The 24,182-nt window shown below is 56.4% G+C and carries 23 protein-coding genes; 10 read left to right on the top strand and 13 right to left on the bottom strand.

Features of this window, described 5'->3' with window-relative positions:
- Positions 1 to 135 precede the first annotated feature (135 nt).
- Positions 136 to 183: a spot 42 RNA, inhibition of DNA synthesis gene (locus tag ACWKX3_RS19945; RefSeq protein ID WP_071892919.1), complete on the top strand. Its 48-nt coding sequence runs from the start codon at positions 136 to 138 to the stop codon at positions 181 to 183.
- A 98-nt stretch (positions 184 to 281) separates the two neighbouring features.
- On the opposite strand, the gene yihA is transcribed toward ACWKX3_RS19945, so the two are convergent.
- Positions 282 to 911, bottom strand: a complete 630-nt coding sequence (gene yihA, locus ACWKX3_RS19940; protein WP_236348209.1) for a ribosome biogenesis GTP-binding protein YihA/YsxC — start codon at positions 909 to 911, stop codon at positions 282 to 284.
- A gap of 578 nt (positions 912 to 1,489) precedes the next feature.
- Here yihA and yihI point away from each other — a divergent pair.
- Both yihI and hemN read left to right on the top strand, forming a co-directional pair.
- Entirely contained in the window at positions 1,490 to 2,005 is a 516-nt protein-coding gene (yihI, locus tag ACWKX3_RS19935) for a Der GTPase-activating protein YihI (RefSeq protein WP_006179102.1), read from the top strand.
- 188 nt (positions 2,006 to 2,193) lie between these two features.
- Entirely contained in the window at positions 2,194 to 3,567 is a 1,374-nt protein-coding gene (gene hemN, locus ACWKX3_RS19930) for an oxygen-independent coproporphyrinogen III oxidase (protein WP_454542278.1), read from the top strand.
- 100 nt (positions 3,568 to 3,667) lie between these two features.
- On the opposite strand, the gene ACWKX3_RS19925 is transcribed toward hemN, so the two are convergent.
- The 5 genes from ACWKX3_RS19925 to ACWKX3_RS19905 all read right to left on the bottom strand — a co-directional run bounded on the left by ACWKX3_RS19925 (position 3,668) and on the right by ACWKX3_RS19905 (position 8,357).
- Positions 3,668 to 3,778, bottom strand: coding sequence for a YshB family small membrane protein (locus ACWKX3_RS19925; RefSeq protein ID WP_042322634.1), 111 nt, complete (start codon positions 3,776 to 3,778; stop codon positions 3,668 to 3,670).
- 110 nt (positions 3,779 to 3,888) lie between these two features.
- A complete protein-coding gene (gene glnG, locus ACWKX3_RS19920) occupies positions 3,889 to 5,301 on the bottom strand; it encodes a nitrogen regulation protein NR(I) (protein ID WP_006179104.1) in 1,413 nt (470 codons plus the stop codon).
- An 11-nt stretch (positions 5,302 to 5,312) separates the two neighbouring features.
- Positions 5,313 to 6,362, bottom strand: coding sequence for a nitrogen regulation protein NR(II) (glnL, locus tag ACWKX3_RS19915; protein WP_088209358.1), 1,050 nt, complete (start codon positions 6,360 to 6,362; stop codon positions 5,313 to 5,315).
- Positions 6,363 to 6,660: 298 nt separating this feature from the next.
- Complete coding sequence (glnA, locus tag ACWKX3_RS19910) at positions 6,661 to 8,070, bottom strand: glutamate--ammonia ligase (protein ID WP_006179107.1); 1,410 nt, start codon at positions 8,068 to 8,070, stop codon at positions 6,661 to 6,663.
- 2 nt (positions 8,071 to 8,072) lie between these two features.
- Positions 8,073 to 8,357: a hypothetical protein gene (locus ACWKX3_RS19905; RefSeq protein ID WP_042322639.1), complete on the bottom strand. Its 285-nt coding sequence runs from the start codon at positions 8,355 to 8,357 to the stop codon at positions 8,073 to 8,075.
- A gap of 101 nt (positions 8,358 to 8,458) precedes the next feature.
- Between ACWKX3_RS19905 and typA the strand changes: the two genes are divergently transcribed.
- Positions 8,459 to 10,282, top strand: a complete 1,824-nt coding sequence (gene typA / locus ACWKX3_RS19900; RefSeq protein ID WP_006179110.1) for a ribosome-dependent GTPase TypA — start codon at positions 8,459 to 8,461, stop codon at positions 10,280 to 10,282.
- 83 nt (positions 10,283 to 10,365) lie between these two features.
- Here typA and ACWKX3_RS19895 read toward each other — a convergent pair whose 3' ends face one another.
- From ACWKX3_RS19895 to yihU, 6 genes are read right to left on the bottom strand one after another with little or no spacing between them, the layout of a single operon-like run.
- Entirely contained in the window at positions 10,366 to 11,790 is a 1,425-nt protein-coding gene (locus tag ACWKX3_RS19895; RefSeq protein ID WP_454542277.1) for an MFS transporter, read from the bottom strand.
- Between the two features lie 43 nt (positions 11,791 to 11,833).
- Positions 11,834 to 13,216, bottom strand: a complete 1,383-nt coding sequence (locus ACWKX3_RS19890) for an MFS transporter (protein ID WP_006179112.1) — start codon at positions 13,214 to 13,216, stop codon at positions 11,834 to 11,836.
- Between the two features lie 45 nt (positions 13,217 to 13,261).
- Positions 13,262 to 15,286, bottom strand: a complete 2,025-nt coding sequence (locus ACWKX3_RS19885) for an alpha-glucosidase (protein WP_454542276.1) — start codon at positions 15,284 to 15,286, stop codon at positions 13,262 to 13,264.
- Between the two features lie 16 nt (positions 15,287 to 15,302).
- Entirely contained in the window at positions 15,303 to 16,544 is a 1,242-nt protein-coding gene (yihS, locus tag ACWKX3_RS19880) for a sulfoquinovose isomerase (protein ID WP_058610705.1), read from the bottom strand.
- 14 nt (positions 16,545 to 16,558) lie between these two features.
- Positions 16,559 to 17,434: a sulfofructosephosphate aldolase gene (yihT, locus tag ACWKX3_RS19875; RefSeq protein ID WP_454542275.1), complete on the bottom strand. Its 876-nt coding sequence runs from the start codon at positions 17,432 to 17,434 to the stop codon at positions 16,559 to 16,561.
- Positions 17,435 to 17,451: 17 nt separating this feature from the next.
- Complete coding sequence (gene yihU, locus ACWKX3_RS19870) at positions 17,452 to 18,342, bottom strand: sulfolactaldehyde 3-reductase (RefSeq protein WP_006179116.1); 891 nt, start codon at positions 18,340 to 18,342, stop codon at positions 17,452 to 17,454.
- A 154-nt stretch (positions 18,343 to 18,496) separates the two neighbouring features.
- On the opposite strand from yihU, the gene ACWKX3_RS19865 reads away from it, so the two are divergent.
- From ACWKX3_RS19865 to fabY, 6 genes are all read left to right on the top strand, one after another.
- On the top strand, positions 18,497 to 19,393 hold the full coding sequence (locus ACWKX3_RS19865) for a sugar kinase (RefSeq protein WP_454542274.1): 897 nt from the start codon (positions 18,497 to 18,499) through the stop codon (positions 19,391 to 19,393).
- A gap of 34 nt (positions 19,394 to 19,427) precedes the next feature.
- Positions 19,428 to 20,219, top strand: a complete 792-nt coding sequence (locus ACWKX3_RS19860; RefSeq protein WP_042322644.1) for a DeoR/GlpR family DNA-binding transcription regulator — start codon at positions 19,428 to 19,430, stop codon at positions 20,217 to 20,219.
- 119 nt (positions 20,220 to 20,338) lie between these two features.
- Complete coding sequence (gene yihX, locus ACWKX3_RS19855) at positions 20,339 to 20,938, top strand: glucose-1-phosphatase (RefSeq protein ID WP_042322647.1); 600 nt, start codon at positions 20,339 to 20,341, stop codon at positions 20,936 to 20,938.
- Positions 20,932 to 21,813, top strand: a complete 882-nt coding sequence (locus tag ACWKX3_RS19850; RefSeq protein ID WP_006179120.1) for a virulence factor BrkB family protein — start codon at positions 20,932 to 20,934, stop codon at positions 21,811 to 21,813. Before yihX ends, ACWKX3_RS19850 begins: the two co-directional genes overlap by 7 nt.
- On the top strand, positions 21,810 to 22,247 hold the full coding sequence (gene dtd / locus ACWKX3_RS19845) for a D-aminoacyl-tRNA deacylase (protein ID WP_137903751.1): 438 nt from the start codon (positions 21,810 to 21,812) through the stop codon (positions 22,245 to 22,247). The genes ACWKX3_RS19850 and dtd overlap by 4 nt, the downstream gene beginning before the upstream one ends.
- Before the next feature lie 44 nt (positions 22,248 to 22,291).
- Complete coding sequence (fabY, locus tag ACWKX3_RS19840; RefSeq protein ID WP_042322650.1) at positions 22,292 to 23,233, top strand: fatty acid biosynthesis protein FabY; 942 nt, start codon at positions 22,292 to 22,294, stop codon at positions 23,231 to 23,233.
- Positions 23,234 to 23,244: 11 nt separating this feature from the next.
- On the opposite strand, the gene ACWKX3_RS19835 is transcribed toward fabY, so the two are convergent.
- Positions 23,245 to 24,162 (bottom strand): alpha/beta hydrolase, encoded by a 918-nt coding sequence (locus ACWKX3_RS19835; RefSeq protein WP_454542273.1) that lies wholly within the window; start codon positions 24,160 to 24,162, stop codon positions 23,245 to 23,247.
- Positions 24,163 to 24,182: the final 20 nt, after the last annotated feature.

The raw sequence follows: 24,182 nt of genomic DNA, 5'->3' as shown, positions 1-24,182 counted from the left end.
GTAAGCAACATAATGACGCGCGTTTTGTGACGATCATTAGAATTCCCTATGTAAAGAATGAAAAAAAACTACGAAAAGTGCTTTTTCTACAGATAAAAAAGCGGTAGAGTTAACGACGTAGGGTACAGAGGTAAGATGTTCTATCTTTCAGACCTTTTACTTCACGTAATCGGATTTGGCTGAATATTTTAGCCGCCCCAGTCAGTAATGACTGGGGCGTTTTTTATTGCGGCAAAGAAAATGCCGGGCAAAAAAAAGCGCGGACTGTGCCGCGCCTGAAATTACTCTTCTTCCGCTTCGGTTGCGGGTTCCAGGTCGTTAAACCAGCTGTCGAGTTTCTGACGCAGCTTATCCACGCCCTGCTTTTTCAGCGAAGAGAACGGCTCAACCTGCACGTCGCCGTTGAAAGCCAGCACCGCTTCGCGAACCATATTCACCTGCGCTTTACGCGCGCCGCTTGCCAGCTTATCCGCTTTTGTCAGCAGCACCAGTACGGCAATATTACTCTCCACCGCCCAGGCAATCATCTGCTGATCGAGATCTTTAAGCGGGTGACGGATATCCATCAGCACCACCAGACCTTTCAGGCACAGGCGTTTCTCCAGGTATTCACCCAGCGCGCGCTGCCACTTGATCTTCATCTCTTCCGGAACCTGGGCATAACCGTAGCCCGGCAAGTCGACCAGGCGTTTGCCTTCTGCCACTTCAAACAGGTTAATCAGCTGAGTACGGCCAGGTGTTTTTGAGGTACGGGCCAGGCTCTTCTGATTTGTCAGCGTATTCAGAGCGCTGGATTTTCCCGCATTGGAGCGGCCAGCAAATGCCACCTCAATACCGGTATCGGAAGGCAGGTGGCGGATATCGGGCGCACTGGTGACAAAATGCGTCTGTTGGTAGTTCCAGGTAGTCACGTGGTCGTCTCCAAAATTCGTAATCTGGGGGGATTATACCTGAATGCGGGCAAAAGGCTTTTCCCATCGTAAGAAGCCTGTGAGCTAAAACCATGAGGTTTGTAAGAGATCTGCCATCCATGCTATGGGAGATTTAAGAGAAATCGCAGAGGCGAAAAAAGGTAATGCATTTAAAATCAGATAGTTGGTAATGAGTAATTATCTGAAAATCCGTTTATGTACTCTTTTGATGCTTGTTAGTTTAAGTGAACAAGGTAAAGTGTGCGTCAAGGCGAGGACGCCAACAGGATAACGACTTAAGGATAAGGGTCAGGAGCGCCAGGAGGCGAAGACTCAGGATTGTCAGGATGACCAGCGCCTGGAGGCGTTTTAACAGGAAACGGAACCGTATCACGGACGGTATCAGCCAACGGATAAACAGGGTTTGTTGTAGGCAAACACGGATTGTGTAACCCGTTAAGGGTTGAGAGTCAGGAAAAAAGGCGACAGATTGCTCTGTCGCCTTTTTTCTTTGCTTGCTTTCTGCTAGATTTCGCCGCAATTCTATACTGAATAAAACGACGTTAAGATAAAACATCATGAAAAAACCGACATCCGCAGCGGGTGCTAAGCGCCCTGCAAAAGCACGCCGCAAAACGCGCGAAGAACTGAACCAGGAAGCGCGCGATCGCAAACGCGATAAAAAACATCGTGGTCATGCTGCGGGTAGCCGTACAAGCGGTGACGGTGCAGCAGGCGCTTCTGCTAAAAACAAACAGCAGAAAGATCCGCGTATTGGCAGCAAAACGCCCATTCCTCTGGGCGTGACAGACACCCCGGTCACTAAGCAGCACAAACCAAAGAGCGAGAAACCTATGCTTTCACCGCAGGCTGAGCTGGACATGCTGGAGAACGACGAGCGCCTGGACGCGCTGCTGGAACGTCTTGAAGAAGGTGAAACCCTGACCGCAGAAGAGCAGTCCTGGGTGGATGCCAAACTGGACCGCATCGACGAGCTGATGCAGAAGCTTGGTCTGTCTTACGATGATGAAGACGACGAAGAGGAAGAAGAAAAGCAGGAAGACATGATGCGTCTCCTGAAGGGTGGAAACTAACATTTGCACCCGGCAGGTACAGTCGTCCTGCTTATAACCCTTCCGGTTATATGTTATCTGGTGTGGTTATTCGTTAAACTACGGCGGTTGTCGCGGCGACAGACGTGGCTGCGCACCCGAATGATGGCCCGCAATGGGGCCAGAACGGGCCGCCGTATACGAACGCGACACCAACGGAAGGAGTGAGCATGTCTGTACCATCAATCGACTGGGATTTGGCCCTGATCCAGAAATATAACTATTCCGGGCCGCGCTATACCTCATACCCCACGGCGCTGGAGTTTTCCGACGCTTTCGGTGAGGCTGATTTTCAGCAGGCCGTCGCGCGCTACCCCGAGCGCCCGCTGTCGCTCTACGTCCACATTCCTTTCTGCCACAAGCTCTGCTATTTCTGCGGCTGCAATAAAATCGTGACCCGCCAGCAGCATAAGGCCGACCAGTATCTGGATGCGCTTGAGCAGGAAATCCTGCACCGCGCACCGCTGTTTGCTGGCCGTCAGGTTAGCCAGCTGCACTGGGGAGGCGGCACGCCAACCTATCTCAATAAAGCACAAATCAGCCGTTTGATGACGCTGCTGCGCGGCAACTTCAGGTTTAACGACGATGCCGAAATCTCGATCGAAGTCGATCCGCGCGAAATTGAGCTGGATGTCCTGGATCACTTACGCGCAGAAGGTTTCAACCGCCTGAGCATGGGCGTGCAGGACTTCAATAAAGAGGTGCAGCGTCTGGTGAACCGTGAGCAGGACGAAGAATTTATCTTTGCCTTGCTCAACCACGCGCGCGATATCGGCTTTACCTCGACCAATATTGACCTGATCTACGGCCTGCCGAAGCAGACGCCAGAGAGCTTTGCCTTTACGCTCAGGCGCGTGGCCGAACTGAATCCGGATCGCCTGAGCGTATTTAACTACGCGCATCTCCCGACGCTGTTTGCCGCTCAGCGCAAAATTAAAGATGCCGATCTGCCTTCTGCCCAGCAGAAGCTGGATATCCTGCAGGAAACCATCGCGTCGCTGACCGAAACCGGCTATCAGTTTATCGGTATGGACCACTTTGCCCGTCCGGATGACGAACTGGCGATCGCCCAGCGTGAAGGGGTCTTGCACCGCAATTTCCAGGGTTACACCACCCAGGGCGATACCGATCTGCTCGGGATGGGCGTTTCCGCCATCAGCATGATTGGCGACTGCTACGCGCAAAACCAGAAAGAGCTGAAGCTGTACTATCAGCAGGTGGATGACACCGGCAACGCGCTGTGGCGCGGCATCGCGTTAACGCGCGACGACTGTATTCGTCGGGATGTGATTAAAGCGCTTATCTGCAACTTCCGCCTCGATTTCAGCGAGATTGAAGCGCTGTGGGATCTGCAGTTCAGCGATTACTTTGCGGAAGATCTGAAGCTGATTGCGCCGCTGGCAAAAGATGGGCTGGTGGACGTCACGGACAGCGCGATTGTGGTTACGCCAAAAGGGCGTCTGCTGATCCGTAATATCTGCATGTGCTTTGACGCCTATCTGCGGCAAAAGGCGCGTTTACAGCAGTTCTCGCGGGTGATTTAAGCGGCAATGCCGGGTGGCGCTTCGCTTACCCGGCCTACGTTTCACGCTTTTGTAGGCCGGGTAAGGCGAAGCCGTCACCCGGATTCTCATCGCCAGCTCGCTAGCTAAGCAGCCCCACCAGCGCTGCACACAGGACGGCAGCAACGGCGGTTTGCGGCGTGTGGCTTTCAGCGGCTCCGCTTGAGAGCAGAGTGATTAATGATTCCAGCATGATGGTCCCCCCAAATTTCCGGGCACGATCATACAAAACTCATCGGAACAGTAAAGCGCAAAATAACGGCAATTTGCGCTCAATTAATAATCTTTACACAGCGGTAAAGATCACTCCATTCCCAGCTCTTTCAGCTTACGCGTCAGGGTATTACGGCCCCATCCCAGCAGGCGAGCCGCCTCCTGTTTATGTCCCTGCGTATGGCGCAGCGCGGTAGTTAACAGCGTGCGCTCCATCTCAGGCTGCGCTTCGGAAAGCAGGTTTTGATGACCGGAACGCAACGCGCGGTCGGCCCACTGCGCCAGAAGCGTCGCCCAGCTGTCCGAAATCGTAGAGCCGGTGTTGCTTTCTGGGGCGGTGGCCTCAAAGAGTTCTGCCGGTAAATCCTGAATCAAGACTTCCTGGCCCGCCGCCATCACCGTAAGCCAGCGGCAGGTATTTTCCAGCTGACGCACGTTACCCGGCCATGCCAGCCGGGTGAGGGCCGCATCGGTCTCCGGATGGAGCAGTTTGGCTTCCACACCGAGTTCACGCGCGGCGACCTGCAGGAAGTGACGCGCCAGGCGGGGAATATCCTCCCGACGCTCACGCAGCGGCGGGAGATGAACGCGGATAACGTTCAGGCGATGGAACAAATCCTCGCGGAATTTGCCCTCCTGCACGCGCAGTTCCAGGTTCTGGTGGGTGGCGGCAATAATGCGCACGTCCACTTTTACCGGAGCGTAGCCGCCCACGCGATAAAACTGACCGTCAGCCAGCACGCGCAGCAGGCGGGTCTGAACATCCAGCGGCATATCGCCGATTTCATCCAGGAACAGTGTTCCCCCGTCGGCCTGTTCGAAACGCCCCTGACGAATGGTATTCGCCCCGGTAAACGCCCCTTTTTCATGGCCGAACAGCTCGGATTCAATCAAATCTTTTGGAATGGCCGCCATGTTCAGGGCGATGAAAGGCGATTTTGCGCGCGGGCTATGGCGATGCAGCGCATGCGCGACCAGCTCTTTACCCGTTCCCGATTCACCGTTAATCAGAACGCTGATGGACGATCGCGACAGGCGGCCAATAATGCGAAACACATCCTGCATGGCAGGCGCTTCACCGATAATATCCGCCGTCGGGCCAAAAACGGGCGCGTTGCGGGGCTGCTGCTGCTCCTGATAGTGGCTGATGGCGCGCTCAACCAGCGCAACCGCTTCGTCAATATCAAACGGCTTAGGCAGATAATCAAATGCCCCTTGCTGGTAGGCGCTGACGGCTGCATCCAGATCGGAGTGCGCCGTCATTATGATGACCGGAAGCATAGGATGGCGCTGCTTGATCTGCTTTAACAGCGCCAGACCGTCCATACCCGGCATGCGAATATCGGAGAGCAGCACGTCCGGCGTTTTTGTGGTCAGGGCATCAAGCACGTCGCTGCCGCTTTCAAACGTCGTACAGGTTAATCCTGCCCCCGTGAGTGCGCGTTCAAGCACCCAACGGATGGAGCTATCGTCATCGACTACCCAGACTATCCCTCGTTGCATAAACGTCACCTTTATTTTTTAATCGGCAGGAAAACCGAAAACTCGGTATGTCCCGGCCAACTGGTAAATTCAATTTTGCCGGAGTGTTGGTCGATCAGATTACGGGCAATGGATAACCCTAAACCGGTGCCGCCCTCGCGGCCGCTGACCATCGGGTAGAACAGGGTGTCCTGCAAATGCGGTGGAATACCCGGCCCGTTATCTTCAACGTCGATACGCGCCGCCAGACGATAGCGTTCGCCGTGAAGCGTCAGCTGGAACGCGGTGCGGGTGCGCAGAATGATTTCGCCGCCCTCCGGGCCTAACGCCTGGAGCGCGTTGCGTACAATATTCAGCAGAACCTGTTCAATCTGGTCCGGATCGTGCGCCAGCTCCGGCAGGCTTGGGTCGTAATCACGCACCAGCGTGACGTTCTTCGGCAGCTCCATCGAGACCAGCTTCACGACGCGCTCAGCCACTTTGTGGATGCTTTCAGAGATATGCATGCCAGGCTGTTGCGGCCCGAGCAGGCGGTCAACCAGATTACGCAGGCGGTCTGCCTGCTCAATGATGACGTTGGTGTACTCGGCAAGCTCCGGGTCCGGCAGCGCTTTGGTTAACAGCTGCGCTGCGCCCCGTAATCCGCCCAGCGGGTTTTTGATTTCATGTGCCAGGCCGCGCACCAGATCGCGAGCGGCAATTTGCTGAGCGTGCTGGAGCTGCTCCTGACTCAGGCGTCGTTGGTTATCCATCGGGGCCATTTCCAGCAGGATAAGGCCATCAGGCAGGCGCTGCGCCGTCAGCGATAGAATGTGCGAGCGCCCGTCGATCACCAGCGTCACTTCATTATCGGTAAACCCCTGACCCGCCAGCAGGCTTTCCTGCATCAGTGCGATGTTCAGCGAAAAATAGCTCAGCAGTTCAGGAAGCGGGGTACCAAACAGTTTGCGCGCGCTTTGGGCGAGCAATTGCTGCGCCGCCGGGTTGGCGTAATGCACCGCCAGCTCGTCGTCGACCAGCAAAATACTGTTAATCAAAGAATTGAGGATCTGCCCAGCATCGGGCAGCGTGCCAGTTGCCATTCAGCAGTCTCCTGGAGTTGGCTGCACTAATTTAGTGCAGTATAGCGTTTTAGACGAAAAAAGCGCGTGAGATCAGTTTGTTGGTGGAGAAAAAAGCCCATCCGAAGATGGGCTGAAAGTTTCCACGGCAACTAAAACCTGCGTCTTTCTCGCGACAGCTGCGTTGGCTGCTTTCGTTCACCCCGATCACTTACTGATGTAAGCTCCCGGGGACTCACTCAATTGCCGCCTTGCTGTAGCAAGAAATCCATTGGTTTTTAAACTCTCACGACACATCGTGCAGAGTTTTCATTCTTCATTAAACGCTGTAGTACAGTTCGAACTCAACCGGGTGTGGCGTCATGCGTACGCGGTCGTTTTCTTCGGTGCGCAGTGCGATGTAAGCGTCGATAGCTTCGTCGGTGAACACGCCACCCGCGGTCAGGAACTCACGGTCTGCGTCCAGCGCCTGCAGGGCTTCTTCCAGAGAGCCTGCAACCTGTGGGATCTCTTTCGCTTCTTCTGGCGGCAGGTCGTACAGGTTTTTGTCCATGGCTTCGCCAGGGTGGATCTTGTTCTTGATACCGTCCAGGCCGGCCATCAGCAGCGCGGCGAAGCACAGGTACGGGTTAGCCGCTGGATCCGGGAAGCGCACTTCGATACGACGCGCTTTCGGAGACGCAACAACCGGGATACGGATAGACGCAGAACGGTTACGGGCAGAGTAGGCCAGCATGACCGGCGCTTCGTAGCCTGGGACCAGACGCTTGTAGGAGTTAGTGGTTGGGTTCGCCAGGGCGTTGATGGCTTTAGCGTGTTTGATCACACCGCCAATGTAGTGCAGCGCCTGCTCGGACAGACCGGCATACTTGTCACCAGCGAACAGGTTGGTGCCGTTCTTGGACAGAGACATGTGGCAGTGCATACCGGAACCGTTATCGCCAAACATCGGTTTTGGCATGAAGGTCGCGGTTTTACCGAAACGGTGCGCCACATTGTGAACAACGTATTTGTAGATCTGAATCTCGTCCGCTTTTTTGGTCATGGTGTTGAAGCGGGTCGCGATTTCGTTCTGGCCAGCGGTCGCCACTTCGTGGTGATGCGCTTCAACGACCAGGCCCATCTCTTCCATGATCAGACACATGGTAGAGCGGATGTCCTGTGAAGAATCGACCGGAGGAACCGGGAAGTAACCGCCTTTCACGCCAGGACGGTGACCTTTGTTACCACCTTCGTATTTGGTGGAAGAGTTCCATGCGCCTTCGATGTCATCGATAGCCACGTGGGAACCCGAAATGGTCGCGCCGAAACGAATGTCGTCAAACAGGAAGAACTCTGGCTCTGGCCCAAACAGAACGGTGTCTGCAATACCGGTAGAACGCAGGTACTCTTCAGCACGTTTCGCGATGGAACGCGGGTCGCGGTCATAGCCCTGCAGCGTGCCTGGCTCAAGGATATCGCAACGGATGATCAGCGTAGACTCTTCGAAGAACGGGTCAATGAGCGCAGTCGTGGCATCTGGCATCAGAACCATGTCGGATTCGTTAATACCTTTCCAGCCACCAATGGAGGAGCCGTCAAACATTTTGCCTTCTTCAAAGAATTCGGCGTTTACCTGATGAGCAGGAATTGTGACGTGCTGTTCTTTACCTTTGGTATCGGTGAAGCGCAGATCAACAAACTTCACTTCATGTTCGTTCAGCATCGTCAAAACGTGTTCAGCGGACATACTTAACTCTCCAGATTGGTCATTGTCGTCGTGGTAACGAGGTCTTCAAATTCTGCTTTGGCCTGGCTGCGAGCCATTTTTTTGGCGTATTTTTGTAAAGCGAAATCTGTGCCAACTTTTAAAACACCCCCAAAAGGCGTTATCATGCGCACCATAGTGCAAAAGACCTGCACTACAATGGATTTGTTGCACCAGTATAGTGCTTCAATGTGAACATTGAGCACCATATTGGTGCAATTTACGTTAAAGTGCCCTGTTACCGCTCCGTGAAAGCGATCACAAAGCATCTCTGCAATACTTGTTTGCGGGGGATGTTTGTGATCCTGTTTTGTAGTGCGATTAATCCGTGTACAATAACGCGCTATTTCTAAATGCCTGAGGCAAAGTTGTGATCGAAAAATTGCGTAACATCGCCATCATCGCGCACGTTGACCATGGTAAAACTACCCTGGTTGATAAGCTGCTGCAGCAGTCCGGTACGTTTGATGCTCGTGCCGAAACTCAAGAGCGTGTGATGGACTCCAACGATTTGGAGAAAGAGCGTGGGATTACCATCCTCGCCAAAAACACCGCCATCAAATGGAATGACTACCGTATCAACATCGTTGATACCCCAGGCCACGCCGACTTCGGTGGTGAAGTTGAACGTGTAATGTCCATGGTAGACTCCGTTCTGCTGGTCGTTGACGCAATGGATGGCCCAATGCCGCAGACGCGCTTTGTGACCAAAAAGGCGTTTGCCCATGGTCTGAAGCCAATCGTCGTTATCAACAAAGTTGACCGTCCGGGCGCGCGTCCTGACTGGGTTGTAGACCAGGTATTCGACCTGTTCGTTAACCTCGACGCGACCGACGAGCAGCTCGACTTCCCTATCGTTTACGCGTCTGCGCTGAACGGTATTGCAGGTCTGGACCACGAAGATATGGCGGAAGACATGACCCCGCTGTATCAGACGATTGTTGACCGTGTTCCTGCACCAAACGTTGATCTCGACGGCACCCTGCAGATGCAGATCTCTCAGCTCGATTACAACAACTACGTTGGTGTTATCGGCATCGGTCGTATCAAGCGCGGTAAAGTTAAGCCTAACCAGCAGGTCACTATCATCGATAGCGAAGGCAAAACCCGTAACGGTAAAGTGGGCAAAGTGCTGACTCACCTGGGTCTTGAGCGTATCGATAGCGACATCGCTGAAGCGGGCGACATCATTGCCATCACCGGTCTGGGTGAGCTGAACATCTCCGACACCATCTGCGACCCGCAGAATGTTGAAGCGCTGCCAGCCCTGTCCGTTGATGAACCAACCGTATCCATGTTCTTCAACGTCAACACCTCTCCGTTCTGTGGTAAAGAAGGTAAGTTCGTTACCTCTCGTCAGATCCTTGACCGCCTGAACAAAGAGCTGGTGCACAACGTTGCGCTGCGCGTTGAAGAAACCCCAGATGCGGACGCTTTCCGCGTTTCCGGTCGTGGTGAGCTGCACCTGTCAGTTCTGATCGAAAACATGCGTCGTGAAGGTTTCGAGATGGCGGTTTCCCGTCCGAAAGTTATCTTCCGCGAAATCGATGGCCGTAAACAAGAGCCGTTCGAGAACGTAACGCTGGACGTTGAAGAGCAGCATCAGGGTTCTGTCATGCAGGCTCTGGGTGAGCGTAAAGGCGACCTGAAAAATATGAATCCAGATGGCAAAGGCCGCGTACGTCTCGACTACGTGATCCCAAGCCGTGGCCTGATCGGCTTCCGTTCTGAGTTCATGACCATGACCTCTGGTACCGGTCTGCTGTACTCCACCTTCAGCCACTACGACGACGTTCGTCCAGGCGAAGTTGGTCAGCGTAACAACGGCGTTCTGATCTCCAACGGTCAGGGTAAAGCGGTTGCGTTCGCCCTGTTCAGCCTGCAGGACCGCGGTAAGCTGTTCCTGGGCCACGGTGCAGAAGTTTACGAAGGCCAGATCATCGGTATTCACAGTCGTTCTAACGACCTGACTGTAAACTGCCTGACCGGTAAGAAACTGACTAACATGCGTGCGTCCGGTACTGACGAAGCGACGGTTCTGGTTCCACCGATCAAGATGACGCTGGAGCAAGCGCTGGAATTCATCGATGACGACGAACTGGTAGAAGTGACCCCACTGTCTATCCGTATCCGTAAACGTCACCTGACCGAGAACGATCGTAAACGTGCTATGCGCGGTGCGAAAGAAGAGTAATACGGTCTTCCGTAGGCCGGGTTAAGCGTACGCGCCACCCGGCAAGTAAAAAGCCGCTGATCCCTCAGCGGCTTTTTTTATGGCTAAACGCTGGTGGCGGAAACCCGCTTTTCCGGACCGTACGCGGCCATAACTTCCGCTGTTTTTTTCCGTTTGCCGATCTCCTCGATAATAAACGCGAAGCGCGCTTCGTTGAGTTTATAGAAGAGTCCCATGGTCACGACGGCGATAATCGCCAGGCCGCACGGCCAGAGGAAAATTAGCTGGCGCAAGCCGAGCAGCGTACTGGCGCTCTGCACGGCATGAGGAATATACCCAATCTGCGTCAGCATTATGCCCGGCAGGAATCCGGCGAGGGCGGCGGAGATTTTGCGCGAGAAGGTATAGCCGGTATACACCGACCCTTCGGCGCGAATGCCCGTTTTCCATTCGCCGTAATCTACCGTATCCGGCACCAGCGCCCAGTTCAGGCTGTTCACAAACGCCGTGCCGAAAAAGGCCATACAGGAAAAGAGCACGAACAGCAGCGAGCTGGTCCCCCAGAAGAAGTTCAGCACATCGCCTATCGCCCACAGCGCCAGCCCGCCCAGATAGACCGGCTTCTTGCCAAAACGCTTCACCGCACCGGGCACCAGAAACACGCCAATCAGAATGCAGCCCATGCTGAAAAAACCCATCCACGACAGCAAATGCAGATCGTTGAGCACGTACTGGGTGTAATAGACCTGAATCGCCAGCTTGATGTTAAACGCCGCCAGGGTGCAGAGGTTCGCGATGCACAGCACCAGCAGCGGTGGGTTGCGGAAGATAGCGCAGAATGACTTCAGGATGCCGGGCTTATGGTGATCGGGCGAGATCTCGACATACCGCTCTTTTACGCCGCTGTAGCACCACCACATGCAGAATAAGCCGCCGGTGACAAATACCAGCGCGGCCACCAGATAGCCGAGAGAGGGCTGGCTGACGAACAGCGCCTGAATGGGCATAAAGCCGACGGTGCAGAGTAACAGCCCCACCGTCGCGCCGCCCTGACGCCAGGCCGCAAGCTGCGCACGTTCGTTCGGGTTTTTGGTGATGGCCGGCACCATCGCACCGTAAGAGCAGTTCATCAGGCTATAGCACAGGCCGAACATCATAAAGAGCACGGTGGCGAGGGCCGTTTTCACCGTCAGGCTAAAATCGTTGGCCATAAACTGCGCCGTGGCAACCAGCGCCACCGGTACGGAGGCATACAGAATGAATGGCCGGAACTTTCCCCTCGCGCCGATATGACGCCGGGAGTCCAGCAGCACCCCGGTCAGCATGTCGGTAAAGGCGGTAAAAAACTTCGCAACCAGAAAAATAATGCCGCCGTAAAAGGCGGGCATACCCAGCTCGTCGGTATAAAACTTCAGCAGATACAGCGTGCCGATACAGAGCATCAGGTTCGAGCCAAAATCGCCCATCCCATAGGCGCACTTCTCGCGCAGGCTCAGCTTCAGGGTTAACGGATCAGGAGTGTGTGTCATGGTCGATCCTCAACGCGCCCCGCAGGGCGCGCACTCAAGTCATTCAGGCCGTACGTTTGCGCAGTTCAATTTCTTCCACGATGCGCACATACATCTTCTCGTTGAGGTTGTAGAAGCAGCCCATCGCCACGATGGTGATGACCGCCAGCAGGCTCGGGTAGATAAATATCAGCTGCCGTAGCCCTTCAACCGTTCCGTCAGACTGCACCACGTTGGGCACATAGCCGATTTGCGTCAGCATGATCCCCGGGAAAAAGCCCGCCAGCGCCTGGGAAACCTTACGGAAGAAGGTAAACCCGGTATAGACCGTCCCTTCGGAGCGCACGCCGGTGCGCCACTCGCCGTACTCCACGGTATCGGACACCAGCGCCCAGTTCAGGCTGTTCACAAACGCGGAGCCGAAGAACGCCAGGCATGAGAACGCCACAAAGCTCACCGAGCCGCCGCCGAAGAAGTAGTTGAGCAGATCGCCGGCCACCCAAATCATCAGCCCGCTGATGTAGACCTTTTTCTTACCGAAGCGACGCACCGCGCCGGGCATCATAAACACGCCGATAAAAATACAGCCCATGCTGAAGAAGCCCATGTACGACAGCAGGATCGGGTCGTTCAAAACGTACTGCGTGTAGTAGACCTGGATGGCGAGTTTGACGTTAAAGGCCCCCAGCGTGCAGAGGTTGGCAATGCAGAGGATAAACAGCGGGCGGTTGCCGGCGATGGCGCGAAATGACTGCAGCAGGCCCGGTTTTTGAGCGGGGTTAGCGGGCTGCGCCTCGACGTAGCGCTCGGTCACGCCCTTATAGCACCACCACATAAAGAACAGCCCGAACAACGAGAACAGGGTGGCGGCAAAGATATAGCCCAGCTGATCATTGCCTTCAATCAGGTTCATCACCGGGACAAAGCCGACGGTACACAGCAGCAGGCCCAGCGTCGCGCCACCCTGACGCCAGGCCGCCAGCGCGGCGCGCTCGTCCGGGTTTTTGGTAATGGCGGGCACCATGGCGCCGTAAGAGCAGTTCATCATGCTGAAGAACAGGCCGTACAGCATGAACAGCACCGTCGCCATCACCGTTTTGCCGGTCATCTCAAACGGTGTGCCGACGAAGTTTGCAATCGCCAGCAGCGTGACCGGAAACGCCGCATACAGCACGAACGGGCGGAATTTGCCCTTCGGCCCAATCTTGCGCCGGGAATCAAGCATGATCCCGGTACCCATATCGGTAAAGGCGGTAAAGAACTTGGCGATGAGGAAGATAATGCCGCCGTAGGTGCCCGGCAGGCCCAGCACGTCGGTGTAAAATTTCAGCAGGTACAGCGTGCCGATATCCAGCAGGATGTTAGAGCCGAGATCGCCCATCCCGTAGGCGAGTTTTTCTTTAAACGGCAGGCGTAGGGTTGCCGGATCAGAAGTATGTTGACTCATTATTGTTCTCCGTCTGCCCGCAGGTCTCCCTGCGGGCGAGCCTTATCAGATATGACGTAAGGTGCTAAACAGATCTGCCCATTCGCTTTGCTGGCGATAGAACACCGGCGGTTTGCCGAGCGGGGCTTCAACGGTCACGTCACCGCCCTGACAGGTTTCTCCCGTCCAGGCATTCACCCAGGTGTCCTGTGGCAGGTACAGGGTCCAGTCGGTGCGGCCCTCTTCGTGAACGGGTGCCACCAGCAGATCGCGGCCAAACAGGTACTGATACTTCAGCGTGTAGGCGCGCGCGTCGTCTTCGTAGTGCAGGAACAGCGGGCGCATCACCGGCAGGCCCGTTTTAGCGTTCTGCGCAACCGCGGCTTTGATATACGGCTTCAGCGTGGTGAAAACCCTGGTCATCCGCGCGAAGTGGGCGATGGTTTCGGCGTCGGCGTCGAACTGCCAGTTATCGCCAGGGCGATTGCCTTCGTGGGTACGCATCATCGGCGTGAAGGCGCTGAAATCGCACCAGCGCAGCAGCAGCTCTTTGCTGCGCTTCATCCCGAACAGCGTGGTATAACCGCCGATATCGCTGTGGTGCAGGCCGTGGCCGGTCATCGCCAGCGAGAGCGCCGCGGGAACAACCGAGGCCAGGCCGTCGTCGAGGCTCCAGTCGACGTTCTGATCGCCAGCCCACATCATCACCGAGTGCTTCTGGCTGCCGGTATAGCCCGCGCGCATAAAGAACAGGATCTCACCGAGCTTGCCGGTCTCCTCCAGCGCCTCGTAGTTACATTTCGCCCACAGCGCAGGCCAGGCGTTATGCATAATTTCCGCGCTTACGCCGTTATGCAGGAATGTGTCGGTCGGCAGATACTCGCCGAAATCGGCCATCCAGCCGCCGCAGCCCAGTTCGATCAGGTTCTTTTTGATGACCTCTTTGTACCAGTCATAGGCTTCGGGGTTGGTCAGGTCGATAACGCCCGCGTAAAACTCGCCGAATTCGACGTGGTAATCCTTACCCTCGGCGTTTTTGGTCAGATAGCCGCGTTTCGCTGCTTCTTCGCACAGGTCGCGATCGCTGGCGACGTACGGGTTGATGTAGGAGAGGAACTGCACGCCCTCCTGCTTCCATTGCGGAATGTGGGTATCCAGCTGCGGATAAAGCTCGCTGTTCCACTTCCAGTTCCACATCACGCGTTTGCCGAAGGAGGTCATGCGAATGCCGGACCAGTCCTGCGCCCAGATACCGTTCACCTTCACGCCACCGTTACGCATGGCGTCGAGCTTCTGCTGACACACGTCGGTGCCGCCCTGAATGCCGAGCGTCACGCCATCATAAACCCAGTCCGGCAGTTCCGGCTGACGGCCCAGCAGGGCGGTGAGTTTTTCCAGCAGATCGACATAGGTTTCTGCACATTCGAAGCGCAGCGTGGCGTTATCTTCCCAGAAGGCCAGCTCATGGTAGCCCGGCGCGCTGAAGTCGAAATTCATGTAGCAGCTGTTATCGACGTGGCAGTAGTACTTTTGGGTGCTCACAAAGGTGGGCTGCGGGAAGAAGGTCCAGTAGTAGTCGCCCCCGGCGTTCTCTTTACAGTCGGCCTGCCAGGTCACGTAAGTTTGCTTGTTACGGCCCACGCCTTGCTCGCTGGTCCACAGCGGGAACGGCTTGCCGCGCAGGTCAAAGTAGGAGAACTGCTCCCCGCAGCCGTAGATATGATCCTCCGGCTGCGCTGCCAGCCGCAGCCAGATGCGGTTATGGCTGGTGGCGTCGTTTTGCAGCTTTAGCTCCAGACGACCTTCTGCATCCACACCGATCCGCAGCGTGGCGCTCACCGCGTCGCCGCGGGTGAAGCGGATCGCCCAGCCCGCGTCTTGCTGCGTAACCGTAGCCTCGGTCAGCGCGATCTTCTCATTGAGGTTATCTTTGATGCTGAAGTTGCCGCGAAACATCTCAATGTCCGCCTCACCCGCACCGATCCACAGGCAGGGCGCATCGGCGGAGTGGGACACAATCAGGCGATCCTGCCAGCGCAGGGTGAAACCTGTTTCAGTATTCTTTAAATCAATATCATGTAGGGTACGCATATAAACTCCGTTTTTATTATTTAGCCAGGCTGTCCAGCAAACCGGCGGCTACGGCAGGGGCTAAGCCCGGTGCCAGCGGCAGGCGGGGGATCACCAGGCAGTGCAGCAGATGATAGATATCCTGCTTGCCGTCCCAGACTTTGGTGGTCACTTCGTTATGGATGTCCAGCTCCTGCCACCAAGACCCGTTTTCGTAATCCATCAGGTATTTGATGCAGTAATCCCACCACGTCTGATACCACGTCTCGTACTGCGCCTCGCCGGTGACCGTATAGAGCGCATAGGCCGTGCCCATCGCCTCGACGATCGGCCAGCGCACGCGTTCGCGCACGATAGGCTTGCCGTCCCAGCCCACGGAGTAGACAAAACCATCGGCCCCGTCGGGCGCCCAGGCGTCGCGGATGGTGGCGTGGAACAAGCCTTTCGCATCTTCCAGCAGCCACGCTGGCGGTGTTTCAAAGCGCGCTTCCAGCGCGGCACGCAGGTGCAGCATCAGGCGGCCCCACTCGATCCAGTGGCCCGGCGTGCCGCCGTAGGCGCGGAAGCGGTGGGCGGGGTTATCGATGTTGTAATCGCGGATCGGGTTCCAGTGAGTGTCGAAATGCTCGTTAACGCGATAATCTCCCTTGCGCGCCACGTCGTGAATAATCACCGAGGCAATGCGCAGGGCGCGGTCGAGCCATTTACGATCGTGCGTCACGTCATAGACGATCAGGAAGGCTTCCACGGCGTGCATATTGGCGTTACCGCCGCGGTAATCTTCGGTCTTGCTGAATGCTTCATCCCAGGATTCGAGGCACATCTGCTCCTCTTCGCTCCAGAAATAGCGCTCGATCACTGCAATCGCCTCGTCGAGAAGCGGGCGCGCCTGCGGGTGGCCGGTGGTTACGGCGCTTGCCGCACCCAGCAACACGAAGAAGTGCTGATAACCCTGCTTGGAGGCGTCGACCACGCCCTCGTCGTTAACGCAGGCGTACCAGCCGCCGTGCTGGCTGTCGCGCAGCGGGCCGTTAAGGGCGTTGATGCCGTGCTCAACCAGCGCATACGCGCCGGGACGCCCCATGTTGGCGGCTACGGCGTAAACGTGCAGCATGCGGGCAGTGATCCACAGGTGGGTGCCCATATCGCTACGCACCTGGCCGTTATTGCCCAGCCAGCCGAAGCCGGTCGGCACGGCGGCGTTTTTACCGAAATCGAGAATGCGGTCAGTCTCTTGCTCAAGCCAGCGGTTGTGGCTCAGGGTGTTAAACCATTTCATGTTCAGGTCCTTTCTTAACGGCGAGCCATCATTTCGTCGACGATCTCACCCAAACGCTGCAATTTCGGTACAGAAATATCGCGAAGCATCATTTCGGTGTCCGGCAGACCCACCACCGATGACCAGACGGCCCGACCAGCGAGGAAACCGGATGCGCCCGCCTGCATGGCAACCTGTACCGCGCGGGGGAAGAGTTTGTCGTCCACGCCGGAGGAGAGGATCACCCACGGCATGGCGATGTTCTCGTTCAGCTTCTGCGAGGCGGTCAGCAGCGCCTGCTGAGAACCCTTGCCGAACAGGGGCATCTCCACCTTGTAGAGATCGGCACCGCTGTCGCCGAGCTCTTTTGCCGCCTCGATAATCGCCTGTTCGCGATTAAAGGTGGCCCCGCGACGCGGCGGGCGAACAACGGGCTCGATAATGCTCAGCAATCCGTTGTCGTGACACAGCTGGTTAAACGCCTTCACCATCTCCAGACGCTGCTGCGCATCTTCGTCGCTGCGCCAGAGCACCAGCAGTTTCAGCGCCTTACCGCCGTCGCGTTTAACCGCCTGTGCGTCGATATTTTTATCAATCACCACGCTGTCGACCGGAATACCGTTCCCCGGAATAAACTCGTCGGCGGCCACAATCATTGCGCAGCTTTTGGCCACCGCCTGCTGCTCGATAATCTGGCGATAGCAAAACTGCTGGTCGACCAGGATCGCAGAGGCATACGGCGAGAGAATTTTGGCCGCGTTGACCTTAAAATCGGTCAGGTGTTGGTCGCTGACCGGCACCGGGGCACCCGCCGCGGCAAACATCAGGCGCATCGCCTCGCGCTGGTCAACGGCCAGCATTGCAAAACCGCCGGAAGGCCGGGTGATATCGTTCAGGGTGTACGTCGTCATTTCTCAATCCTTTCCTGTCAGTGTGTTTTTTTCAGCCCGGCGGATGCGCGAACCTGTTCAAGAATGGCCGTCCAGTCTTCGCGCCCGCGTCCGGCGGCGCGCGCCTGGTTATAGACCTCACGCGAGGCGGCACCCAGCGGCATCGGGACGTGCAGCTGGTTTGCGACATCCAGGGCGATCCCCAGATCTTTATGCGCCAGGTCGATCATGAAGGCGGGCGTAAGATCGCCTTTCAGCACCTTGTTCGGCCAGGAGGTGGTGAAGTGGCCTTTACCCGCTGGCGTACCGCTCATCACCTTCAGCGCGACATCGAAGGAGAGGCCGAGCGCTTCACACAGCACGGCCGCCTCGGCGGAAAGCGCATTGAGGGCGATGCTCATGTAGTTGTTGATAAGCTTCACGCGGATCCCCATGCCCGGGCCGCCCGCGTTGACCAGTTCGTTGCCCATCGCCATCAGCACCGGGGTGGCGCGCTCAACCTGCTGCGCCGTGCCGCCCGCCAGCAGGAGTAATGTCCCGGCGATGGCATGGTCGGAGGTACGTCCGACGGGAACATCCATCATGCTGAAACCTAACTCAGCCATTTCGCCGATCAGGGCGTCGGTCTGCAGCGGGTGAATAGTGGACATATCAATGACCAGCGCGTCGCGGGATAATCCTTCACACACGCCCAGCTCGCCAAACAACACCGAGCGCACCAGGTCGCCATTTGGCAGCATGGTGATGACAAACTCGGCCCCTCTTGCTGCCTGTTCAGGCGTTTCTGCTGCCTGCGCGCCGCAGTCCACCAGCGCCTGTACGGCCTGCGGGTTCACGTCGAAGACGCGAAGCGAATGGTCGTGCTTCAGCAGATTCTTCGCCATTGGCGCGCCCATCTGCCCTAAACCGATAAATGCGATTGCTGACATCTCTCTCTCCTGTCACATCGTGTCAAGTATTGCGCGTTTTTGTTGTCTGTTTTTGATCGTATTTGTAATTTATGGTCAAAAAATTGACACGGGTCACTTTTTAAACATTTGGTGAAATTAAAATGAGAGCATCAAAAACGCATAAGGATTGACCATGACTCGCATCGTTTGTGTCGGCATTACCGTGCTGGATCGCATCTGGTATCTCGATGATTTGCCGAAAGAAGGGGGGAAATATGTCGCTCAAAACTATACGGAAGTGGGCGGTGGCCCGGCGGCTACGGCGGCGGTGGCGGCAGCGAAACTCGGGGCAAGCGTGGACTTTATTGGCCGGGTGGGTGATGACGATACCGGCAACCGACTGCTCGCGGAGCTGGAGTCCCTGGGGGTGAAGACGCGTTTTACCCGCGTGGTGAAGGGGGCGCGTTCTTCGCAGTCGGCGGTTCTGGTGGATGCGAAAGGGGAGCGGATTATCGCTAACTACCCCAGCCCTGACCTTCCGCCAGACGCAGACTGGCTTGCGGATATCGATTTTTCACAGTGGGATATGGTGCTGGCGGACGTGCGCTGGCACGACGGCGCAAAGCAGGCGTTCACCCTTGCGCGCCAGCAGGGGGTGCCAACCCTGCTTGATGCGGATATCACGCCGCAGGACATTGCTGAGCTGATTGCGCTAAGCGACCATGCGGCCTTTTCCGCACCGGGCCTGCGGCGTTTAGCGCAGCGGGAGGAGACGGAGGAGGCGCTCAATAAAGCACAAACGCTCACAAACGGTCACGTCTACGTTACGCAGGGCAGTGAAGGGTGCTACTGGCTGGAGAACGGACAGCTTTGCCATCAGCCAGGATTCAGCGTGGACGTTGTGGATACCACGGGCGCGGGGGATGTTTTTCACGGTGCGCTGGCGGTCAGCCTGGCGCAGCGCGCGCCTGTACAGGACGCCGTGCGCTTTGCCAGCGCGGTCGCGGCGCTGAAGTGTACCCGCCCCGGCGGACGTGCGGGGATCCCTGACTGTGATCAAACCCGCTCTTTCTTGTCACTTTTTGTATAAAATGCTCAATGTGATGGTTTTCAAAGGACAACCCATGAGCCTTACCGAATTGACCGGTAACCCGCGTCACGATCGGCTGCTTACGCTTATCGCCGAACGTGGCTATATGAACATCGATGAACTGGCGCAGCTGCTGGATGTCTCGACGCAGACGATACGACGGGATATTCGTAAGCTGAGCGAGCAGGGGCTGATCACGCGTCATCACGGTGGCGCGGGGCGGGCGTCAAGCGTGGTCAACACGGCCTTTGAACAGCGCGAAGTCTCCCTGACGGAAGAGAAGCGGGCCATTGCCGAAGCCATAGCTGATTACATTCCCGATGGGTCTACCGTGTTTATCACCATTGGTACAACGGTGGAGCACGTTGCGCGGGCGTTGTTAAACCATAACCACCTGCGCATCATCACCAACAGCCTGCGGGTGGCGCACATTCTCTACAAAAATCCGCGCTTTGAGGTGATGGTGCCGGGCGGGACGTTACGCCCGCATAACGGGGGCATCATCGGCGCTGCCGCCACGGCGTTCGTCTCGGGCTTTCGGGCTGATTACCTGGTCACCAGCGTCGGGGCGATTGAGCAGGACGGTGCGATGATGGAGTTTGATGTCAACGAGGCCAGTGTGGTGAAAACGATGATGGCCCACGCCCGACACATTTTGCTGGCGGCCGATCACACCAAGTACCACGCCTCGGCTGCGGTCGAGATTGGCAACGTGGCGCAGGCGACGGCGCTCTTCACCGACGAAGGTCCGGGTGCCGCGCTGCAAAACTATCTCAAATCCAGCAAAGTCGAGGTGGTGGTCGTTAACGACCACGTGCCGGGTTAATTCCTTTCACGGCCCGACGGTGTGGTCGGGTTGTGCCTTTCCCGAAGCTGAATCTGGCGCATAGCCAAACCTTATCTTTCCCGCTACAGTTACTTTTCCACGGCGAAAAGGAGATAAACATGCTTTATATCTTTGACTTAGGAAATGTAATCGTCGATATCGATTTTAATCGAGTGCTGGGCGCATGGAGCGATTTTAGCCGTGTACCGCTGGCGACGATAAAACAGAATTTTAAGATGGGTGAGACTTTCCATCAGCACGAGCGCGGTGAAATCAGCGACGAAGAGTTCGCTGAGCGTCTCAGCCATGAAATGGATCTGCCGTTAAGCTATGAGCAGTTTTCTCACGGCTGGCAGGCGGTATTTGTGGCGATCCGCCCGGAAGTGATCGCGATCATGCAAAAACTGCGCGAGCAGGGGCACCGTGTGGTGGTCCTGTCGAACACCAACCGCCTGCATACCACGTTCTGGCCTGATGAGTACCCTGAGATCCAGACTGCTGCAGACAAAATCTACCTGTCTCAGGAGATGGGCATGCGCAAACCGGAAGCGCGGATCTATCAGGCCGTGCTGCAATCGGAAGGTTTCACTGCCGCCGATGCGGTCTTTTTCGACGACAATGCCGATAATATAGAAGGCGCTAACCAGCTAGGCATCACCTCTATTCTGGTGACCGGAAAAGAGACGATACCGGACTACTTTGCGAAGCAGTTATGCTAAAAACCGTTCATCAAAAAGCCACGCACCACACGCGTCCGCTGCGTGCGTGGCTGAAACTCCTCTGGCACCGCATTGATGAGGACAACATGACCACGCTGGCGGGTAATCTCGCCTATGTGTCATTGCTTTCGCTCGTGCCGCTGGTGGCCGTTATTTTTGCGCTGTTTTCCGCCTTCCCCATGTTTTCGGACGTCAGCCTGCAGCTTCGCCATTTCGTGTTTGCGAACTTCATTCCGGCAACGGGCGATGTGATTCAGAACTACATCGAGCAGTTCGTTGCCAACTCCAGCAAAATGACCGCCGTCGGCGCATGCGGGCTAATCGTCACGGCGCTGCTGCTGATGTACTCCATTGATAGCGCGCTTAACGCGATCTGGCGCAGCAAAAAGGTTCGCCCCAAGGTTTACTCCTTTGCCGTGTACTGGATGATTTTGACGCTGGGTCCGCTGCTGGCGGGGGCCAGTCTGGCCATCAGCTCGTATCTCCTTTCACTGCGCTGGGCGAGCGATCTCAACACCGTGATTGATAACGTTTTGCGCATCTTCCCGCTGATTTTGTCGTGGCTGTCGTTCTGGCTGCTTTACAGTGTCGTTCCCACGACGCGCGTGCCAAATCGCGATGCGGTTGTTGGGGCGCTGGTGGCGGCAGTGCTCTTTGAATTGGGCAAAAAAGGCTTTGCCCTTTACATCACGATGTTCCCGTCTTACCAGCTGATTTACGGCGTGCTGGCGGTGATCCCCATTTTGTTTGTCTGGGTTTACTGGACCTGGTGTATCGTCTTGCTAGGCGCCGAAATAACTGTCACTCTCGGGGTCTACCGCGAACTCAAACAAGAAGCACTGGCTGAAAAACAACGAGAAGCAGACCAACCATGATTGCATTGATTCAACGCGTAACCCGTGCCAGCGTCACCGTGGAGGATGAGGTGACGGGTGAAATTGGCCCGGGACTTTTGGTGTTGTTAGGTGTCGAAAAGGATGACGACGAACAAAAGGCTAATCGCCTGTGCGAGCGCGTGCTGGGCTACCGCATCTTCAGCGATGCCGAAGGTAAGATGAACCTGAACGTTCAGCAGGCGGGTGGCAGCGTGCTGGTCGTTTCCCAGTTTACGCTGGCAGCTGATACCGAACGCGGCATGCGCCCGGGCTTTTCCAGAGGCGCTGCGCCCGATCGTGCTGAAGCGCTTTATGAATACTTTGTTGAACGTTGTCGCCAACAGGATATGCATACGCAAACCGGACGATTCGCTGCAGATATGCAGGTCTCGCTGGTGAACGATGGCCCCGTCACCTTCTGGCTGCAGGTATGAGCCAGCTGGCGGCGTGGCCGCGGTTAACAAGAGAGAGTACACCTATGTATCACCTTCGAGTACCGCAAACGGAAGAAGAGTTAGAGGTCTACTACCAGTTCCGCTGGGAAATGCTGCGCAAGCCGTTACATCAACCGAAAGGTTCAGAGCGCGACGCCTGGGACGCCATGGCGCACCATCAGATGGTGGTTGATGAAGAGGGCAACCTGGTCGCTGTCGGACGTTTGTATATCAATGCTGATAACGAGGCCTCCATCCGGTTTATGGCGGTACATCCCTCCGTTCAGGACAAGGGGCTGGGAACGCTGATGGCGATGACCCTGGAGTCCGTCGCGCGTCAGGAAGGGGTAAAGCGCGTGACCTGTAGCGCCCGCGAAGACGCCGTGGAGTTCTTCGCCAAGCTCGGTTTTGTTAATCAGGGCGAAATCGCCGCGCCGCAAACCACGCCAATCCGCCACTTTCTGATGATCAAACCTATCGCCACCCTGGACGATATTCTGCACCGTGCCGACTGGTGCGGACAGCTGCAGCAGGCCTGGTATCAACACATTCCGCTCAGCGAAAAGATGGGCGTGCGTATCCAGCAGTACACCGGACAAAAATTCATCACCACCATGCCGGAAACCGGCAACCAGAACCCACACCACACGCTGTTTGCCGGCAGCTTGTTCTCGCTGGCGACGCTCACCGGCTGGGGGCTGATCTGGCTGATGCTGCGCGAGCGTCATCTCGGCGGCACCATCATCCTGGCGGATGCCCATATTCGCTACAGCGCCCCTATCAGCGGTAAGCCAGGCGCGGTGGCCGACCTGGGTGCCCTCGGCGGCGATCTCGACCGCCTGGCGCGAGGCCGCAAGGCGCGCGTGCAGATGCAGGTCGAGCTCTTCGGCGATGATACGCCGGGAGCGGTGTTTGAAGGGACGTATATCGTTCTGCCCGCCAGGCCCTATGGCGCGTTTGAAGAGGGCGGGAACGAGGAAGAGTAGTCGTTTTATGGCTAACGCCCGGCGGTTTTGGTCCGCCAGGCGATATCCCGAATTACGTCTCGGGCTGAAGGGCTAATGCCGCCAAGCTGAAAGAAACCATGTATTACACCCAACCAGCGCTGAGCCGTACACTCTACGCCCTGTTCCGTCATGCGCTGATGGAGCGCCTCACCCTCATCGCATAATGGATCACACTCAGCCGTAATAATGTGTACAGGCGGCAGACCGCTGAAATCGTCTCGCCATAGCGGGCTGGCTTCAGGGTGCAGGCGGTCGGTATCAGCCAGATACATTTCATAGCCGCTAAGTAGCGTGTCGCGGGTGATAACGAAATCTGTCCCATTACGGACATAGCTTTCATAACTGGCCGTGGCGTCCAGCATAGGATAGATAAGAATAAGCTGCGCAGGTTGCCAGGTACCGGCAGCGTTGAGGCGCAGCGCGGTTACCAGTGCCAGATGCCCACCTGCACTGTCTCCGCACAGGCTGATCCGGTTCTTATCCACCCCCAGTTTGTTTGCATAATGCCAGACCAGATTTGCGCCTTTCTCAGCATCATCATGCGCGGCCGGGAATACATGCTCGGGTGCCAGGCGGTAGTGAACCGCAATAACCCGGCAATCACCGTAAAACGCCAGTTGGCGGAGCTGATTATCATGGGTATCAAATCCACCGCTAACAAAGCAGCCGCCGTGATAATAGATAACTGCCGGCAGTGTTTCCTTCGCATTGTGCGGTGAAAACAGCCGCAGGGTAACGCCCTCCAGTTCCAGTGTTTCTACTGTGACGCGTTTCTCTGTTTTTCCGGCGAGTATGGCGCTGGCAACATACCCTGCTCGTCGGTCAACAATTGTCTGATTACGAGGAGAGGGGCGACCTGCCGCAATAAAATCCTGAACCAGTGTGGCGATACCTTTTTCCAGTGCCATAAAAATGTCTCTTCAACTGT

The organism is Enterobacter sp. UPMP2052 (assembly GCF_053709675.1).
The sequence above is the reverse complement of the archived record's forward strand: the minus strand, read 5'-3'. Positions and strand labels throughout refer to the sequence as shown.

Coding starts and splice junctions, on each gene's coding strand:
- yihI (WP_006179102.1), top strand. CDS start 1,490: ATGAAAAAACCGACATCCGCAGCGGGTGCTAAGCGCCCTGCAAAAGCA.
- hemN (WP_454542278.1), top strand. CDS start 2,194: ATGTCTGTACCATCAATCGACTGGGATTTGGCCCTGATCCAGAAATAT.
- ACWKX3_RS19925 (WP_042322634.1), bottom strand. CDS start 3,778: ATGCTGGAATCATTAATCACTCTGCTCTCAAGCGGAGCCGCTGAAAGC.
- glnG (WP_006179104.1), bottom strand. CDS start 5,301: ATGCAACGAGGGATAGTCTGGGTAGTCGATGACGATAGCTCCATCCGT.
- glnL (WP_088209358.1), bottom strand. CDS start 6,362: ATGGCAACTGGCACGCTGCCCGATGCTGGGCAGATCCTCAATTCTTTG.
- glnA (WP_006179107.1), bottom strand. CDS start 8,070: ATGTCCGCTGAACACGTTTTGACGATGCTGAACGAACATGAAGTGAAG.
- ACWKX3_RS19905 (WP_042322639.1), bottom strand. CDS start 8,357: ATGCTTTGTGATCGCTTTCACGGAGCGGTAACAGGGCACTTTAACGTA.
- ACWKX3_RS19895 (WP_454542277.1), bottom strand. CDS start 11,790: ATGACACACACTCCTGATCCGTTAACCCTGAAGCTGAGCCTGCGCGAG.
- ACWKX3_RS19890 (WP_006179112.1), bottom strand. CDS start 13,216: ATGAGTCAACATACTTCTGATCCGGCAACCCTACGCCTGCCGTTTAAA.
- ACWKX3_RS19885 (WP_454542276.1), bottom strand. CDS start 15,286: ATGCGTACCCTACATGATATTGATTTAAAGAATACTGAAACAGGTTTC.
- yihS (WP_058610705.1), bottom strand. CDS start 16,544: ATGAAATGGTTTAACACCCTGAGCCACAACCGCTGGCTTGAGCAAGAG.
- yihT (WP_454542275.1), bottom strand. CDS start 17,434: ATGACGACGTACACCCTGAACGATATCACCCGGCCTTCCGGCGGTTTT.
- yihU (WP_006179116.1), bottom strand. CDS start 18,342: ATGTCAGCAATCGCATTTATCGGTTTAGGGCAGATGGGCGCGCCAATG.
- ACWKX3_RS19865 (WP_454542274.1), top strand. CDS start 18,497: ATGACTCGCATCGTTTGTGTCGGCATTACCGTGCTGGATCGCATCTGG.
- ACWKX3_RS19860 (WP_042322644.1), top strand. CDS start 19,428: ATGAGCCTTACCGAATTGACCGGTAACCCGCGTCACGATCGGCTGCTT.
- yihX (WP_042322647.1), top strand. CDS start 20,339: ATGCTTTATATCTTTGACTTAGGAAATGTAATCGTCGATATCGATTTT.
- ACWKX3_RS19850 (WP_006179120.1), top strand. CDS start 20,932: ATGCTAAAAACCGTTCATCAAAAAGCCACGCACCACACGCGTCCGCTG.
- dtd (WP_137903751.1), top strand. CDS start 21,810: ATGATTGCATTGATTCAACGCGTAACCCGTGCCAGCGTCACCGTGGAG.
- fabY (WP_042322650.1), top strand. CDS start 22,292: ATGTATCACCTTCGAGTACCGCAAACGGAAGAAGAGTTAGAGGTCTAC.
- ACWKX3_RS19835 (WP_454542273.1), bottom strand. CDS start 24,162: ATGGCACTGGAAAAAGGTATCGCCACACTGGTTCAGGATTTTATTGCG.